The organism is Olleya sp. AS48 (genome assembly GCF_038900355.1).
Classification (GTDB): Bacteria; Bacteroidota; Bacteroidia; order Flavobacteriales; family Flavobacteriaceae; genus Olleya.
This window is the reverse complement of sequence record NZ_JBBMRD010000005.1, coordinates 79,249-94,642: the sequence shown is the minus strand read 5'-3', so window position 1 is coordinate 94,642 and position 15,394 is coordinate 79,249. Positions and strand designations below refer to the sequence as shown.

The following is a 15,394-nucleotide window of genomic DNA, read 5'->3' as shown; positions in this document are numbered from 1 at the left end:
ACCATAAATTACTATGGATTATTTATAATTTTAACAAAAAATAAAACCAATGAAAAAGCAAATAATCACAGCTAATCCGCATACAGGTGACGTAATTAATAAATATAATTATCACACGCCAGAAGAAATTTCTAATATATTAACTGTTTCAAACACAACGTTTGAAACTTGGAGCCAAACCGAAATTCCTAACAGGACCAAATTATTAAAAAATTTAGCTAATCTATTAGAAGAAAATAAAGAAGATTATGCCACATTAATGGCAACCGAAATGGGAAAACCGATAGCACAAGGTATTGCCGAAATTGAAAAATGTGCTGTACTTTGTGATTTTTACATTGCTAATGCAGACATCTTTTTATCTGATCAAATCATTAAAACTGAAGCTTCAGAAAGTTTTATAAGCTACGACCCTTTAGGTACAATATTAGCCATAATGCCTTGGAATTACCCCTTTTGGCAAGTTTTTAGATTTGCTGTTCCAACATTGACAGCTGGTAATGTGGGGCTTTTAAAACATGCATCAAATTCAACAGGTACAGCAATTGCGATACAAAAATTATTTATCGATGCAGGTTATCCTGAAGGATGTTTTCAAGCTTTACTAATTAACCACAAGGATTTAGAAGCGGTAATCCAAAACGATATAGTAAAAGCTGTGACACTTACTGGTAGCGAAAAAGCAGGAAAAAGTATAGCAGCTGTTGCTGGAAAAAGCCTTAAAAAAACTGTATTAGAATTAGGTGGTAATAATGCTTGTGTTGTATTAGATGACGCAAATTTAGATAAATATTTAGACACAATGGTTAGCGCCAGAATGCAAAATAATGGTCAAAGTTGTATTGCTGCGAAACGGTTTATTGTTACAGAAAAAATTTATGACACATTTTTAGAGCAATTCACTAAAAAGGTAAAAGCTTTAAAATATGGTAACCCTGAAGACAAAGACACCTATATGAGCGTCATGGCAAGAGAAGATTTAGCTGAAGAATTAGAAAAACAAGTAACCAAGTCATTAAAAAAAGGCGCAACTGTGCACTATGGTAATACCAGAGAAAAAGCAAAATACCAACCAACTATAATTACTAATGTTACGCCTGGAATGCCAGTTTTTGATGAAGAAACTTTTGGACCTGTAGCAGCAATAATTAAAGCTAAGGATAAACAAGATGCTCTACAGCTAGCTAAAAATTCTAGATTCGGTTTGGGCACAATGATTTTCACAGAAGATATTGATGGCATTTATGATAATATCAGTCAAATCCCTGATGGTGCTTTATTTATAAACGAAATGGTAAAATCTGATCCTAGATTGCCTTTCGGCGGAACAAAAGCCTCAGGTTACGGTAGAGAATTATCAAAAGAAGGAATATTAGAATTTGTAAATACAAAAACAGTATACATTAACAAATAAAACTAAAATATGAGTTTAATAAAAGATAAAAACGAAGATAGAAAAGATTACATTTTACAAAAAGACAAAACAACTAAATTAACAAGTGGCTTTGTAGCAATAATATTACTATTGCTTGTCGTGGCAGTATTAATTTCTGGTTTCTTTTTCAAATGGTTTTAATATGGTTTAAATATATTCTGTACTAACAAAAAAGTTTTCATTATTTTTTCGTAAATTGTAGTAAATCAACAACTTAATTAACGAATTATGAAAAACACAATACTACTTTCAGTAATTCTGCTATTATTATTTTCTTGTAATAATAATAGTGACATAAATCGCGAAACCAGCACAAAGGATTTTACAGAAATTAAAACAGACAATAAAAGTAAAAATCTTCAAGGTGCCTGGCAATTAGTAAGTTTCTATAACTATGTCAACGATAAAATCAAAGATTCCACAATCTCCAATGCCAATCAAAAACAAATTAAATTGTTTACCGATGGAAAATTTATGTGGAGTAAAAAAAGACCTGCAGATTCAACCGAATGGTTTGCTTTTGGTAGATACAACATTAATGATAATATTCTAACGGAACATGTTGAATATGGATCATTAACTATGGATAATATCATGAAACTTCGAAAAACCTTTGAATACGAACTAATACTTTCAAAAAATAGATTTAGTCAAGTAGAATTGGACGAGAATGGATCAAGAATATATTCAGAGAATTATATAAAATTAGAATAAAAAAAAAGCTTCAGTAAAACTGAAGCTTTTTTTGGTCGGGGTGGCAGGATTCGAACCTGCGGCCTCCACGTCCCAAACGTGGCGCGATAACCGGGCTACGCTACACCCCGAATTGATTATCATTCCCGCAAAGGGTTTCCTTTTTGGAGGTGCAAATATACATTTTTTCTTTTAACTAAAACCAGAAAAAATATTAAAATTCTAAACACACAGGACTACAACATCAAAACATATTAAAAATCAATGATTTAACCTTAAAAATTTATTCTAAAATTATAAAACATTTCACTTTATTTTTTATTCTAAAGCTAAAGTTTATAAAAAAATTTCAGCAAGACTTACACAATAACAATTTACCAAATTAATACGTTATAAAAATACCAATTAGATAACTTAGAATTATTAAATTTGTCACCAAAGATTTAATAATAGAATATGCTTATAATTGGAATTGCAGGAGGTACTGGTTGTGGAAAAACAACAGTTGTTAATCAAATTTTAAATCAGTTGCCTGAAGGCGAAGTTGGGATAATTTCTCAAGATTCGTATTATAAAGATACAAGTCACTTGTCGTATGACGAACGAATCAAAATCAACTTTGACCATCCAAGATCCATAGATTTTGATTTGTTAGAACAACATCTAAAAGATTTAAAAGATGGACAAATCATAGAACAACCTGTGTATTCATTTGTAAAACACAACAGAACAGGAGACACCATCAAAACAAAACCAAGAAAAGTTATGATAGTGGAAGGTATTTTGATACTAACACATCCTGAGCTAAGAGAAATGTTTGATATTAAAATATTTGTTCATGCAGACAGCGACGAACGATTAATAAGAAGATTAAAACGAGATATCACTGAACGCGGAAGAGATATAGACGAGGTTTTAGCAAGATACCAAAATACACTAAAACCAATGCATCAACAGTTTATACAACCAATGATGGAATATGCTGACATAATAATACCTAACAATAAGTATAATACTGTAGCAGTGGACATTGTTAAGACTATTATTAACGAAAAACTACAATAACAAATACAATGAAGTGGTACAAAAACATATATATAATTATCCTTATCAGTTTTGGTGTATGGATGATTTTTTTTGACACCAACTCATTAATAAGTCATCACGAAGTCAACCAAGAATACAACAAGCTGGAAGACGAGAAAGATTACTATAAAAAAGAAATTGCAAAAGATAAAAAAGCTATAAAAAAACTAAGTACAGAAGATGGTTTAGAGACTTTTGCAAGAGAAAAATATTACATGAAAAAAGAAAACGAGGATATTTATATCATCGAGTATGAAGACAGTTTAAAAATTAAAAACAATGACTAAATCCCTTTTTTCTGCATTTGAAAAAGTATCATCTAAAGCTTGGAAACAAAAAATCCAAGTAGACTTAAAAGGTGCTGATTACAACAATACACTAATTTGGAAAACGACTGAAGGTATTGATGTACGTCCTTTTTATCATCAAGATGAAATGTTGGATACTTTAAAACTACAACCACAACAATGGTCTGTTGGTCAAATTATTTTTGTTCAAAATGAAAAAGCATCTAATCGTAAAGCCATAGATGCTATAGAAAGAGGTGCAGAAACCATTAAATTTATAATTCCAAATAAAGAAACTTCAGCTTTAAAAACACTTGAGAATATAGATTTAAACGCTACTAAAATACAATTAGAATTACTATTTTCAGATTCAGAATATATTAGTAACCTAAACACAATAAATTCTAATATACAAGTTATTGTTGACCCTATTGGACATTTGGCAGCTACAGGAAATTGGTTTGAAACCACTAACAATGCGGTTGTTTTATCAAATCAAATTACAGTCAATACCACGACTTATCAAAATGCAGGTGCTTCAATTGTACAACAATTAGCTTACGGATTAGCACATTTAAATGAATACTTTAACGATAAAACCAACAATAGTGCGGAGTTAAAAAAAGTTTATTTTAATACAGCTGTTGGTACTAACTATTTTTTTGAAATTGCAAAACTTAGAGCCTTACGCTCGCTATACAATACCTTAGCAGCAGAGTACAATTGCCAAGCTCAATTAATTATTAATGCTATTCCTACCAAACGTAATAAAACAATTTACGATTACAACACCAATATGTTACGTACTACTACAGAATGCATGAGTGCTATACTTGGTGGTGCAAACACAGTATTTAATTTACCTTACGATGCCATTTACCATAAAGACAACGAGTTTGGAGAGCGTATAGCACGTAATCAACTTTTAATTTTAAAAAACGAAAGCTATTTTGACGCTGTAAATAATGCATCAGATGGTAGTTATTATATTGAAACTTTAACAACACAGTTAGCTGAAAAAGCTTTAATCTTATTTAAAGATATTGAAGCTAATGGTGGTTTTATTGCTCAGTTAAAAGAAGGCTTTATTCAGAAAAAAATTAAAGAAAGTGCAACCAAAGAACAAGAATTGTTTGATAATGGTAAAATTATATTATTAGGAACTAATAAACATCCTAATAAAGACGATAAAATGAAAGATGAATTAGAGTTATTTCCGTTTTTAAAAACTAACCCAAGAAAAACTTTAATTATTCCTATCATAGAAAAAAGACTTGCCGAAACTTTAGAACAAAACAGATTAAAAACCGAATAAATTTTTACTTAATTATGAACACACGTATTTTTAAAATAGCCTTAGTATTGATTATAACTTTTAATGTAAGTTGTAAGAAAGCTGAAGTAAAATTAGCTGAATTTAAATACGCAGACCTACCTAAAGCAGTAAATTGCAACTCTGGATATGACGATTTATTAAGTGAGGCATTGTATGCTTTTGAACAGGATATAGTAAATAAATACGATCCTAAAACAAAAAATAAACTAAGAGCTTACAGAGCATATATAAGTAATTATATTTCAAACAGAACCGCTTTAGAGCAAACCGTTACTCCACATACCAAAGCGGTATATGATGTATTAAAATCTAAACAAGAATTATGGGATGGTAACCATTTAAATTATAATAGTACAGCTATAACTTGTATAATAGACAGTATAAAAGATAAAGGGTTACAACAAACTTTAAATGCCTTAAAAAGTACAAATAGCATGAATTCTGAGATATTTGCTCCACCATTACGAAGCAATACGTCATATTCTAGAGACACAAACCTAGCGACCTTTATAGCATTAGACTTATTTTATTCAAAATTTAATACAATAGATTTTACAACTGTAGACTTATCTCTTAATCAACCTAAAGATCAACCAATAGATTTTAATAAAAGACCTGTCAATGCACCTGTAAAGCAACAAAAGGAAGAAGATCACACAGGTCACAACCATAATTAAAACAATTACGTTTTAAATTTATATGGTAGCTTATTAAACACAACAAACATAATCAGACAATGTCCAGAAAAGACCTTCAACATATAACGCTAAAAACAGATAGTAAAAGTGCTAAGCCTTTAACTAACACGCCTTTTTTAACTGCTGAAGACATACCTGTAAAATCAGAATACACCAAAGATGATTTAAAAGAGGTTAGTCATTTAGATTTTGTTGCTGGGTTAGCTCCAAACCTTCGTGGACCATATAGCACAATGTATGTTAGAAGACCATGGACCATACGCCAATATGCAGGTTTTAGTACTGCTGAAGAGAGCAATGCCTTCTATAGACGTAATCTAGAAGCAGGTCAAAAAGGACTATCCGTTGCATTTGATTTAGCCACACACAGAGGGTACGATTCCGATCACGAACGTGTAGTTGGTGACGTTGGTAAAGCAGGAGTTGCAATAGACTCTGTTGAGGACATGAAAGTTTTATTTGACCAAATACCGTTAGATAAAATGTCTGTATCAATGACTATGAATGGTGCAGTATTACCAATAATGGCGTTTTACATTGTAGCTGCAGAAGAGCAAGGTGTTAAACCAGAACTATTAGCTGGAACCATACAAAATGATATTTTAAAGGAGTTTATGGTGCGTAATACTTACATCTATCCTCCTACGCCTTCAATGAAAATTATATCGGATATTTTTGAATACACTAGCAAAAATATGCCTAAATTTAATAGTATAAGTATTTCGGGATACCATATGCAAGAAGCTGGTGCAACTTGTGATATCGAGCTGGCTTATACATTAGCAGATGGTCTAGAATATATTAAAAAAGGACTAGATGCAGGAATGGATATTGACACCTTTGCGCCTAGACTATCCTTTTTCTGGGCAATTGGTATGAATCATTTTATGGAAATTGCCAAAATGCGCGCTGCACGAATGCTTTGGGCTAAAATGGTAAGTCAATTTAATCCTAAAAACGAAAAAAGTTTAGCCTTACGTACACACTGTCAAACAAGTGGTTGGAGCTTAACAGAGCAAGATCCATTTAATAATGTGGCGCGTACAACTATTGAAGCAGCAGCTGCTGCATTTGGTGGTACACAAAGTTTACACACAAATGCTTTGGATGAAGCTATAGCTTTACCAACAGATTTTTCGGCACGTATTGCACGTAACACTCAAATATTTTTACAAGAAGAAACTAATATTACAAAAACAGTAGATCCTTGGGCTGGAAGTTTTTATGTAGAAAAACTAACTCATGATATTTCAGAAAAAGCATGGTCTTTAATTGAAGAAGTCGAAGCACTTGGAGGTATGACAAAAGCGATTGAAGCTGGTATACCTAAACTTCGTATTGAAGAAGCTGCTGCACGCAAACAAGCACGTATTGACTCTGGTCAAGATATAATTGTTGGTGTTAATAAATATGTTTTAGACCAAGAGGATGCAATTACAACTTTAGAAGTTGATAATCAAACTGTACGTCTACAACAAATAGAAGGTTTAGAAAAAATTAAAGCTGAAAGAAATACAGACCAAGTTAATAAAGCGCTATCAAATTTAACCGAAGCTGCTAAAACAGGTCAAGAAAATTTATTAGCTTTAGCTGTAATAGCAGCTAGAGAACGTGCTACTTTAGGCGAAATAAGTGATGCATTAGAAGCTGTTTTTGGACGTTATAGAGCAGAAATTAAATCTTTTTCAGGCGTGTATAGTAAAGAAATTAAAGACGATAAATCTTTTGCAAAAGCAAAAGCATTGGCAGATCAATTTGCAGAGCAAGATGGTCGTAGACCTCGTATTATGATTGCCAAAATGGGACAAGATGGACATGATCGTGGTGCAAAAGTTGTAGCTACAGGTTATGCAGATGTTGGTTTTGATGTGGATATTGGACCGTTATTTCAAACACCACATGAAGCCGCAAAACAGGCAGTAGAAAATGACGTACACATACTTGGTGTGTCATCATTAGCTGCTGGACACAAAACATTAGTGCCTCAGGTTATTGAAGAGCTTAAAAAGTATGGTCGCGAAGATATTATGGTAATTGTAGGAGGTGTTATACCTAAACAAGATTACCAATATTTATTTGATGCTGGTGCTGTTGCTGTTTTTGGACCTGGAACTAAAATTAGCGAAGCTGCGATTAAGATTTTAGAGATTTTAATCGATTAGAATCACATGGGACTTTTAAAAAAATTATCCATAACTATAATTACGTTTGTAGTACTAGTGTCTTGCGGAAGTAGTAATGGTATTGGTAGCACAAATGCTTCTATTGTTTCAAATGAAAACATAAATACAACTTTTAATAATGAGTACAAACGTTATATTAAAGAGTATTATGGGCAAATTGAAAGCAAAGAATATGAAGTCATCCGTAAAAAAATAGAGCAAGAATTGCCTTATAAAATTTCATCACAAGACGCTGTTTTAATCCATTTTAGACAACAAGCTGACAACTGTATTTCTATGCGTGAAAATGGATCAAATTATTTAAAAAATTTAATATAAAAATGTCTTCGAAAGTTTCAAGAGGTCAAGGTTTATCAGATTTTTTTGTATTTACTAAAGATGCTTATTTAATGGATCGTGTAGCTATGAAAAATAATTTCATCATGGATTCTGGTTTCTTCTCAAATAATATTTTTACTGAGCGCGAAATGTGTTCTGCATTTATTATCATAAAACCAAACGGGAAATTCTTAAAATATTATGGTGAAGATTATAATACTAAAATTAAAGATTTTTTAAACACTGACTAACAGTTACTTATAAAAAATAAGCATATTCTTAGCTATTTCTGTTTAAAATAAAATGATATCAAAAATTAGATAACCATAAAAAAACAAAGTAGTTAAAAGCCCTAACCCATTCTAAATCTTTGTTTTAAATTTTATAAACCAACAAATTATCTAATAGTTACAACTGCTAGCACTAAAGTTTGATTAAGTGTTAACAACTAACATTTCATTTCCTCATAAATAATTGTATTTTTACGCTGGACTTTTAGCTTTAGTTAAAAGCTAAATTTCAATTAAAACCAATTCAAATTAATGGGTAAAATAATAGCAATTGCCAATCAAAAAGGTGGTGTTGGTAAAACAACAACCTCTGTTAACTTAGCTGCATCGTTAGGTGTTCTAGAAAAAAAAGTACTATTAATTGATGCAGATCCACAAGCAAATGCATCATCTGGTTTAGGGGTTAATGTTGAAAACGTAGACATTGGTACCTATCAATTATTAGAACATACAAATACAGCAAGAGAAGCTATTGTCAAGACTGATACACCTAATCTTGATATAATCCCTGCTCATATTGACTTAGTTGCTATTGAGATTGAATTAGTGGATAAGGACCAAAGAGAATACATGCTTAAAAAAGCATTACAGGATATAAAAGATGATTACGACTATATACTTATAGATTGTGCACCATCATTAGGTCTATTAACCCTTAACGCTTTAACTGCTTCAGATGCTGTAATTATTCCTATCCAATGCGAGTATTTTGCATTAGAAGGTTTAGGTAAGTTATTAAATACGGTAAAAAGTGTTCAAAAAATACATAATCCAGAATTAGATATTGAAGGATTATTACTAACCATGTACGATTCGCGTTTACGCTTATCCAATCAAGTGGTGGAAGAAGTACAAAAGCATTTTAACGATATGGTTTTTAAAACCATCATACAACGTAACGTAAAACTAAGTGAAGCACCTAGTTATGGAGAAAGCATTATAAATTATGATGCTTCTAGTAAAGGTGCAAGTAACTATTTAAGTTTAGCTAAAGAAATTATTACAAAAAACTCCTAATTTATGGCGAAGGCAACCAAAAAACAGGCTTTAGGACGTGGACTTTCAGCATTATTAAAAGATCCCGAAAACGATATACAATCTGCAAAAGATAAAAACGCAGACAAAGTAATAGGTAATATAGTCGAGCTAGATTTAGACTTTATTGAAATGAATCCATTTCAGCCTAGAACTAACTTTAACGAAGAAGCTTTACGCGAATTAGCATCTTCTATTAAAGAGTTGGGTATTATACAACCCATTACTGTTAGAAAATTAGGATTTGAAAGTTACCAATTAGTCTCTGGAGAGCGTCGTTTTCGTGCTTCAAAATTAATTGGATTAGAAACTGTACCTGCTTATATTAGAATAGCAAATGACCAAGAAAGCCTAGAAATGGCATTGGTTGAAAACATACAACGTCAAGATTTAGATCCAATAGAAATTGCTTTAAGTTACCAACGTTTAATTGACGAAATCCAACTAACACAAGAGCAAATGAGCGAACGTGTTGGTAAAAAACGTAGTACTATTGCTAACTATTTACGTTTATTAAAATTAGATCCAATTATCCAAACTGGTATGAGAGATGGATTTTTATCAATGGGTCATGGTCGTGCTATAATAAACATAGAAGATCAAAATATACAGTTAGAAATTTACGAAAAAATACTTAGCAATAAATTATCTGTAAGAGATACTGAAACTTTAGTACGAAACTACAATACGACTAACGAGGTTAAGACGCCTGTTAAAAAAGAAGCAGAAGAATTACCAAAATATGTTAAAAAAGGTGTCGTTGCTTTTTCTGAATACTTTGGACACAAAATAGACGTTAAAGTAGCTAGTAATGGAAAAGGAAAAATAACCATTCCGTTTCATTCTGAAGAGGATTTTAATCGTATTAAAAAGTTAGTAGAAGGTGATAAATAAGTCACACATACTTGTTATTATATGTTGTTTCATTTGTGCACTATCTTTTGCGCAAGAAGGCTCTGATTCTACGAAAGTAGAAATAGAAAGCCTACCTGATACCAAAGTATTAAAAACAAGGAAGAAAAATAAAAAAGAAAAAGCTGACATAATCGACTCAACTGTTTTAAAACAAGTTAAAGCGTATGATCCATTGGCTCCATCTAAAGCTGCTTTTTACTCTGCAATATTACCTGGTTTAGGTCAGGCTTACAATGGTAAGTACTGGAAAATACCAATTGTTTACGCTGCTATTGGGACAGGTGTCTATTTTTATATTGACAATAACAAGCAATATAATCGTGTAAGAGATGCTTATAAAAGAAGATTGGCTGGTTTTAGTGATGACGAGTTCCAGAATAGGTTAACCGATGATGGTTTGCGTGAAGCACAAAAAAATTATAGAAGAAACAAAGAGCTATCCTTACTAGTTACCTTTGGATTATACGCTTTAAATATTATAGATGCCAATGTTGACGCGCACTTGCTTCAATATAACATTAGTAATGACTTAAGTTTAAGACCGCATTATAAGATTGAAGAATTTGATAACGTAGGACGCGTTGGTCTATCTTTAAATTTTCAATTTTAATTAAATACTATTTCATGAAAATCGCTTTACTAGGCTATGGTAGAATGGGAAAAGCAATAGAAGCTATTGCTTTACAACGTGGGCACACCATAGTAATCAAAACGTCTCAAGATAAAGATTACGATATTACGACTGCAGATGTTGCTATTGACTTTAGTGTCCCAACTGCTGCTTATAATAACATTAGTAATTGTATAAACCATAATGTACCTGTAATATCTGGTACCACAGGATGGTTAGAAAAATACAACGCTATAGTTTCGCTTTGCGAAAAACAAAAAGGGGCTTTTATTTATGCTTCTAATTTTAGTTTAGGCGTTAACATCTTTTTTGAACTTAATCAATATTTAGCTAAAATGATGGCTAAATTAGAAGATTATAAAGTTGAAATTGAAGAAATACACCACACACAAAAACTAGATGCTCCAAGTGGAACTGCTATTACTCTAGCCGAAGGTATTATACAAAATAATAAGGCTTACACGAGTTGGGATTTAGAAAAAGCTAAAGACCAACAGAGTATTGCAATACAGGCAAAACGTATTACAGATGTACCAGGAACGCACACAATAAGTTATAATAGCCCAATTGATACCATAAAAATTGAGCACGAAGCACATAATAGGCAAGGTTTTGCTCTTGGTGCAGTAATTGCTGCTGAGTGGATATTTGATAAAACTGGCGTATTTACTATGAAAGATGTGTTAAATATTGGGTAACTTTATTATTTTTAACAACATTTGTAACTAACAACTAACCAAAGTCTTTTAGACAACTACCTTAATAAAAATAATATGGACGTAACGCAGTGGATTATATTTTTCTTTGTCATACAAATTTTACATGGTTTAGCTACTTGGAAACTATACATTAAGGCAGGAAGACAAGCTTGGGAAGCCTTTATACCTGTATATAATGCTGTTATTTTAATGAAAATTATAAATAGACCTTGGTGGTGGACCATTTTACTGTTTTTACCTATTGTTAACTTAATTTTGTTTCCGGTAGTTTGGGTAGAAATTGCTAGAAGTTTTAAAAAAAATACTGCATTAGATACTTTTTTAGCCATATTTACACTAGGTTTTTATAGCTTTTATTTAAACTATGCTGCCAAAGACCTAAATCACGTTAAAGACAGAAGTTTACAACCAAGAACAGAATTAGGTGATTGGGTAAGTTCTATATTATTTGCAGTTGTAGCTGCTACTATTGTCCATACTTATTTTATACAACCTTTTGTTATTCCTACGTCCTCTTTAGAAAAAACATTATTAGTTGGTGATTTCTTATTTGTTAGTAAAGTTCACTATGGTGCACGTACGCCAGAAACAACTGTTGCTTTACCAATGATTCATGACGCTATTCCTGGAACATCAATACCTTCATATTTTAAATTCCCACAACTACCTAAGTTTAGATTTCCTGCATTTCAATCTATAAAACGTAACGATATTGTAGTTTTTAATTGGCCTGTAGATACTCTAGTTGATATTAATAATGAAAATGGTGGTGTTAGATATAAACCAGTAGATAAAAAGACTAATTACGTAAAACGTTGTGTTGGATTACCAGGTGATACATTATCAATTAAAGATGGTTATGTATACATAAATGGTAAGAAAAATGAATTACCAGACAGAGCTAAATTACAGTTTTTTTATAAAGTTATTCTCAACGATGTTTCTGCTGAGTCCATTTACCAAAAATATGGTATCACAGAAAATTATGAACGTTACGTATTTAAAACACCTACTGATAACTGGAACAAACCAGAGTTTCAAAATTACTTAAAAGTTAAAAAGATTGGAACAGAAGTCCTTAAACAGGACTCGACTGAGGTTAGGTTTTTATCAAATTTGGATCAAAAGTCATTCGATTTATTAAAACTAGAAATTGCTGAAAAAGCACTTTATGTTAACTTAACAGAAGATTTAGCTAATATAATGACTAGCGATCCTGATGTTTTAACTGTAACTAAAGATCTATCAAATAGTACAACCGAAAACATTTTTCCAAAATCACAAGGTTATACATGGAATCGTGACTTTTTTGGCCCATTATACATTCCTGAAGCAGGAAAAACTATTGCACTTACTTTGGACAATTTACCACTTTACAAACGTGCTATTACAGCCTATGAGGGCAATACACTTAAAGTAAACGGTAACCAAATATTAATTAATGACAAGCTTGTAGACTCTTATACTTTTACTGAAGATTATTATTGGATGATGGGAGATAATAGACACAACTCACAAGATGCCAGAATGTGGGGATTTGTACCGTTTGACCATGTCGTTGGAAAACCTGTATTAGTTTGGATGAGTTGGGACTCGAACGCCAAAGGTATTAACAAAATACGCTGGAATAGATTATTTACTACTGTTGGTGGTAATGGAAAATTAACCTCATATTTCATTCCGTTTTTAGTCTTATTAGGTTTAATCTATGGATTTAATAAATACAGAAAACGTAAAAAAGCGTAGTCAATACTAATAGATTGTACCAATTAATGGACATTTTACTTCATCCTACCTATTTTCCAAGCATTGCTCAGTTTACTACTATAGCAAATGCTAATAGTGTTACGTTTGAAATTAATGATAACTACCAAAAACAATCGTACAGAAACAGAGCCTATATATACGCAGCAAATGGAAAGCTACAACTAAGCGTTCCTGTTATTCATAGTCATAAAGAACGTCAGTTATACAAGGATGTAAAAATAAGTGATCGCGAAAAATGGCAGTTATTACACTGGAAAAGTTTAGAGTCTGCTTATCGTACGTCACCTTTTTTTGAGTTTTATGCAGATGAATTACAACCGCTTTTTAAATTAAAGTCAAATTTTATATTTGATCATAATTTAAAATGTTTTGAGGTTATTACTGAGTGTTTACAATTGGATATTACACCAAAATTTACAACAACATTTGAAAAAGAACCAAAAACACTTACCGATTTACGCTTTTTAACAAATGCTAGGCAAGAACAGCCTAATGTATTTGAAACTTACAACCAAGTGTTTACAGAAAAGCATGGCTACATTAATAATTTAAGTATTTTAGACTTGTTATTTAATGAAGGTACAAATGCACTACCCTATTTAGAAAACCAAATACAACCTTAAATGTATAAAGACATTATACATTATGGCATTCATTTTATAGTACCTGTAATCGTTGCTTTACTATTTTTTAAAAAACAATGGAAGTACACTTTAGGGATAATGCTACTTGGTATGCTAATTGATTTGGACCATTTATTAGCCACTCCTATTTTTGCTCCTAATAGATGTAGTATTAATTTCCATCCACTACACTCCTACTATGCGATTATTGTTTATATCGCATTACTAATACCTAAAAAGACAAGGATTATTGGATTAGGATTGGTTATACATATTATAGCCGACTTCACGGATTGCATGATGATGACTTAGTCACAGTTAATCACGCCTAAGCTTAATAGTTACAATAGTTAAAAACTAACTTTAGTCATTATAGGATAGTGGTCCGAAAACTCCACATCAAAGGTCTTAAAACTATTTACTGTCCATGATTTATCTACTAATATAAAGTCTATCCTTAATGGAAAAAATTTAAAATTATAAGAACGCCCAAAACCATTACCCTGTTGCTTAAAGGTGTCTTTCATATCATCCTTTATAGCATTGTAAACATATGAAAAAGCAGAATTGTTAAAGTCTCCAGAAATAATGACTTTATAAGGACTTTTTTTCTTGTGCTCTAAAAACAACTCGGTTTGCGTTTGTTGAAGCTTGAAGGTCTTTCCGATTCCGTTTAATAATTTTTCAGAATTTTCGGTCGTTAAGCTTTGAACTCTAGGATCAATCCTTAGCGATTGCAGATGTAAATTATAAACTCTGACAGTATCTTTACCTTTAACTATATCTGCAAATATGGCATTATTGGCTGTATTAGGAAAATTAACAGAACCCGAATTAATAATTGGATATTGAGAAAAAATAGCTTGACCTAATTTAGTTTTTTTACCTTCTAGTTTTTGATAATTAAATTTATAAAACGAAAAATCAATATTATCCTGAGGATGATACTCTTGAATACATAAAATTTGCGGACTTTGCTCCTTAACAAATTGTACTAACTTTAAATCTATATCCTTTTCTGGTATCCAATCATAAAGATTAAATAAACGGACGTTATAATTCATTATAGACAAACTTTCAGCATCGTCTTCTTCCCAATTAGAAAATTTATATAAGGATCCAAATAAAAAATAACCAATAGAAATAACTACAAGTGATAATAACAGTTGCTTTTTGATTTTAAACAACCAATACACAAAAAATAAAACGTTAAGCAAGATTAATAAAGGAACGCCTAAACTTAAAACAGAAAGTATTGCAAAGGTTTTTGGAGGAATGTTAGGTAAAACATAAGAGAGTAGTAACAAAAAAGCCACAATGGAATTGATGATAAAGACAACTTTTTCGAAAAATCTTAAGTTTTTCATATACACTAATT

18 protein-coding genes and 1 tRNA gene are annotated in these 15,394 nt (G+C 31.4%); 17 read left to right on the top strand and 2 right to left on the bottom strand.

Annotated features, from left to right (window positions below):
• Positions 1–49: 49 nt before the first annotated feature.
• The 3 genes from WNY60_RS07840 to WNY60_RS07830 all read left to right on the top strand — a co-directional run bounded on the left by WNY60_RS07840 (position 50) and on the right by WNY60_RS07830 (position 2,149).
• Positions 50–1,414, top strand: a complete 1,365-nt coding sequence (locus WNY60_RS07840) for an NAD-dependent succinate-semialdehyde dehydrogenase (protein WP_342862038.1) — start codon at positions 50–52, stop codon at positions 1,412–1,414.
• A gap of 9 nt (positions 1,415–1,423) precedes the next feature.
• Positions 1,424–1,576, top strand: coding sequence for a hypothetical protein (locus WNY60_RS07835; RefSeq protein ID WP_339808563.1), 153 nt, complete (start codon positions 1,424–1,426; stop codon positions 1,574–1,576).
• A gap of 87 nt (positions 1,577–1,663) precedes the next feature.
• A complete protein-coding gene (locus WNY60_RS07830; RefSeq protein ID WP_145002310.1) occupies positions 1,664–2,149 on the top strand; it encodes a hypothetical protein in 486 nt (161 codons plus the stop codon).
• A gap of 32 nt (positions 2,150–2,181) precedes the next feature.
• Here the strand turns inward: WNY60_RS07830 and WNY60_RS07825 are convergent.
• Positions 2,182–2,259, bottom strand: a tRNA-Pro gene (locus WNY60_RS07825).
• A gap of 325 nt (positions 2,260–2,584) precedes the next feature.
• On the opposite strand from WNY60_RS07825, the gene udk reads away from it, so the two are divergent.
• From udk to WNY60_RS07755, 14 genes are all read left to right on the top strand, one after another.
• Positions 2,585–3,193, top strand: a complete 609-nt coding sequence (udk, locus tag WNY60_RS07820) for a uridine kinase (RefSeq protein ID WP_145002328.1) — start codon at positions 2,585–2,587, stop codon at positions 3,191–3,193.
• 8 nt (positions 3,194–3,201) lie between these two features.
• The gene (locus tag WNY60_RS07815; protein WP_292949522.1) at positions 3,202–3,501 is read left to right on the top strand and encodes a septum formation initiator family protein; all 300 of its coding nucleotides are present in this window, start codon (positions 3,202–3,204) and stop codon (positions 3,499–3,501) included.
• Complete coding sequence (locus tag WNY60_RS07810) at positions 3,494–4,816, top strand: methylmalonyl-CoA mutase subunit beta (protein WP_342862037.1); 1,323 nt, start codon at positions 3,494–3,496, stop codon at positions 4,814–4,816. Before WNY60_RS07815 ends, WNY60_RS07810 begins: the two co-directional genes overlap by 8 nt.
• Before the next feature lie 14 nt (positions 4,817–4,830).
• A complete protein-coding gene (locus WNY60_RS07805; protein WP_342862036.1) occupies positions 4,831–5,514 on the top strand; it encodes a hypothetical protein in 684 nt (227 codons plus the stop codon).
• A 59-nt stretch (positions 5,515–5,573) separates the two neighbouring features.
• Complete coding sequence (scpA, locus tag WNY60_RS07800) at positions 5,574–7,697, top strand: methylmalonyl-CoA mutase (RefSeq protein WP_342862035.1); 2,124 nt, start codon at positions 5,574–5,576, stop codon at positions 7,695–7,697.
• Between the two features lie 6 nt (positions 7,698–7,703).
• Positions 7,704–8,036, top strand: a complete 333-nt coding sequence (locus WNY60_RS07795) for a hypothetical protein (RefSeq protein WP_342862034.1) — start codon at positions 7,704–7,706, stop codon at positions 8,034–8,036.
• 2 nt (positions 8,037–8,038) lie between these two features.
• Positions 8,039–8,287 (top strand): hypothetical protein, encoded by a 249-nt coding sequence (locus WNY60_RS07790; protein ID WP_342862033.1) that lies wholly within the window; start codon positions 8,039–8,041, stop codon positions 8,285–8,287.
• A 291-nt stretch (positions 8,288–8,578) separates the two neighbouring features.
• The gene (locus tag WNY60_RS07785; RefSeq protein WP_342862032.1) at positions 8,579–9,343 is read left to right on the top strand and encodes an AAA family ATPase; all 765 of its coding nucleotides are present in this window, start codon (positions 8,579–8,581) and stop codon (positions 9,341–9,343) included.
• Between the two features lie 3 nt (positions 9,344–9,346).
• Positions 9,347–10,255 (top strand): ParB/RepB/Spo0J family partition protein, encoded by a 909-nt coding sequence (locus WNY60_RS07780; RefSeq protein WP_145002343.1) that lies wholly within the window; start codon positions 9,347–9,349, stop codon positions 10,253–10,255.
• Positions 10,245–10,886, top strand: coding sequence for a DUF5683 domain-containing protein (locus tag WNY60_RS07775; RefSeq protein WP_342862031.1), 642 nt, complete (start codon positions 10,245–10,247; stop codon positions 10,884–10,886). The genes WNY60_RS07780 and WNY60_RS07775 overlap by 11 nt, the downstream gene beginning before the upstream one ends.
• A gap of 14 nt (positions 10,887–10,900) precedes the next feature.
• Positions 10,901–11,605 (top strand): 4-hydroxy-tetrahydrodipicolinate reductase, encoded by a 705-nt coding sequence (gene dapB, locus WNY60_RS07770; RefSeq protein ID WP_342862030.1) that lies wholly within the window; start codon positions 10,901–10,903, stop codon positions 11,603–11,605.
• Positions 11,606–11,680: 75 nt separating this feature from the next.
• Positions 11,681–13,372: a signal peptidase I gene (gene lepB / locus WNY60_RS07765; protein ID WP_339808556.1), complete on the top strand. Its 1,692-nt coding sequence runs from the start codon at positions 11,681–11,683 to the stop codon at positions 13,370–13,372.
• 26 nt (positions 13,373–13,398) lie between these two features.
• Positions 13,399–14,016 carry a WbqC family protein gene (locus WNY60_RS07760; RefSeq protein WP_145002351.1) on the top strand — a complete coding sequence of 206 codons (618 nt, stop codon included), beginning with the start codon at positions 13,399–13,401 and terminating at the stop codon, positions 14,014–14,016.
• On the top strand, positions 14,017–14,328 hold the full coding sequence (locus WNY60_RS07755) for a DUF6122 family protein (RefSeq protein ID WP_342862028.1): 312 nt from the start codon (positions 14,017–14,019) through the stop codon (positions 14,326–14,328).
• Between the two features lie 38 nt (positions 14,329–14,366).
• On the opposite strand, the gene WNY60_RS07750 is transcribed toward WNY60_RS07755, so the two are convergent.
• Positions 14,367–15,383: an endonuclease/exonuclease/phosphatase family protein gene (locus tag WNY60_RS07750; protein WP_342862027.1), complete on the bottom strand. Its 1,017-nt coding sequence runs from the start codon at positions 15,381–15,383 to the stop codon at positions 14,367–14,369.
• Positions 15,384–15,394 lie beyond the last annotated feature (11 nt).

What these genes read in the sequence shown, in the direction of transcription:
- scpA (WP_342862035.1), top strand. Translation starts at nt 5,574, where the DNA reads ATGTCCAGAAAAGACCTTCAACATATAACGCTAAAAACAGATAGTAAA.
- WNY60_RS07810 (WP_342862037.1), top strand. Translation starts at nt 3,494, where the DNA reads ATGACTAAATCCCTTTTTTCTGCATTTGAAAAAGTATCATCTAAAGCT.
- WNY60_RS07815 (WP_292949522.1), top strand. Translation starts at nt 3,202, where the DNA reads ATGAAGTGGTACAAAAACATATATATAATTATCCTTATCAGTTTTGGT.
- lepB (WP_339808556.1), top strand. Translation starts at nt 11,681, where the DNA reads ATGGACGTAACGCAGTGGATTATATTTTTCTTTGTCATACAAATTTTA.
- WNY60_RS07755 (WP_342862028.1), top strand. Translation starts at nt 14,017, where the DNA reads ATGTATAAAGACATTATACATTATGGCATTCATTTTATAGTACCTGTA.
- WNY60_RS07750 (WP_342862027.1), bottom strand. Translation starts at nt 15,383, where the DNA reads ATGAAAAACTTAAGATTTTTCGAAAAAGTTGTCTTTATCATCAATTCC.
- WNY60_RS07785 (WP_342862032.1), top strand. Translation starts at nt 8,579, where the DNA reads ATGGGTAAAATAATAGCAATTGCCAATCAAAAAGGTGGTGTTGGTAAA.
- udk (WP_145002328.1), top strand. Translation starts at nt 2,585, where the DNA reads ATGCTTATAATTGGAATTGCAGGAGGTACTGGTTGTGGAAAAACAACA.
- WNY60_RS07780 (WP_145002343.1), top strand. Translation starts at nt 9,347, where the DNA reads ATGGCGAAGGCAACCAAAAAACAGGCTTTAGGACGTGGACTTTCAGCA.
- dapB (WP_342862030.1), top strand. Translation starts at nt 10,901, where the DNA reads ATGAAAATCGCTTTACTAGGCTATGGTAGAATGGGAAAAGCAATAGAA.
- WNY60_RS07830 (WP_145002310.1), top strand. Translation starts at nt 1,664, where the DNA reads ATGAAAAACACAATACTACTTTCAGTAATTCTGCTATTATTATTTTCT.
- WNY60_RS07760 (WP_145002351.1), top strand. Translation starts at nt 13,399, where the DNA reads ATGGACATTTTACTTCATCCTACCTATTTTCCAAGCATTGCTCAGTTT.
- WNY60_RS07790 (WP_342862033.1), top strand. Translation starts at nt 8,039, where the DNA reads ATGTCTTCGAAAGTTTCAAGAGGTCAAGGTTTATCAGATTTTTTTGTA.
- WNY60_RS07795 (WP_342862034.1), top strand. Translation starts at nt 7,704, where the DNA reads ATGGGACTTTTAAAAAAATTATCCATAACTATAATTACGTTTGTAGTA.
- WNY60_RS07805 (WP_342862036.1), top strand. Translation starts at nt 4,831, where the DNA reads ATGAACACACGTATTTTTAAAATAGCCTTAGTATTGATTATAACTTTT.
- WNY60_RS07840 (WP_342862038.1), top strand. Translation starts at nt 50, where the DNA reads ATGAAAAAGCAAATAATCACAGCTAATCCGCATACAGGTGACGTAATT.
- WNY60_RS07835 (WP_339808563.1), top strand. Translation starts at nt 1,424, where the DNA reads ATGAGTTTAATAAAAGATAAAAACGAAGATAGAAAAGATTACATTTTA.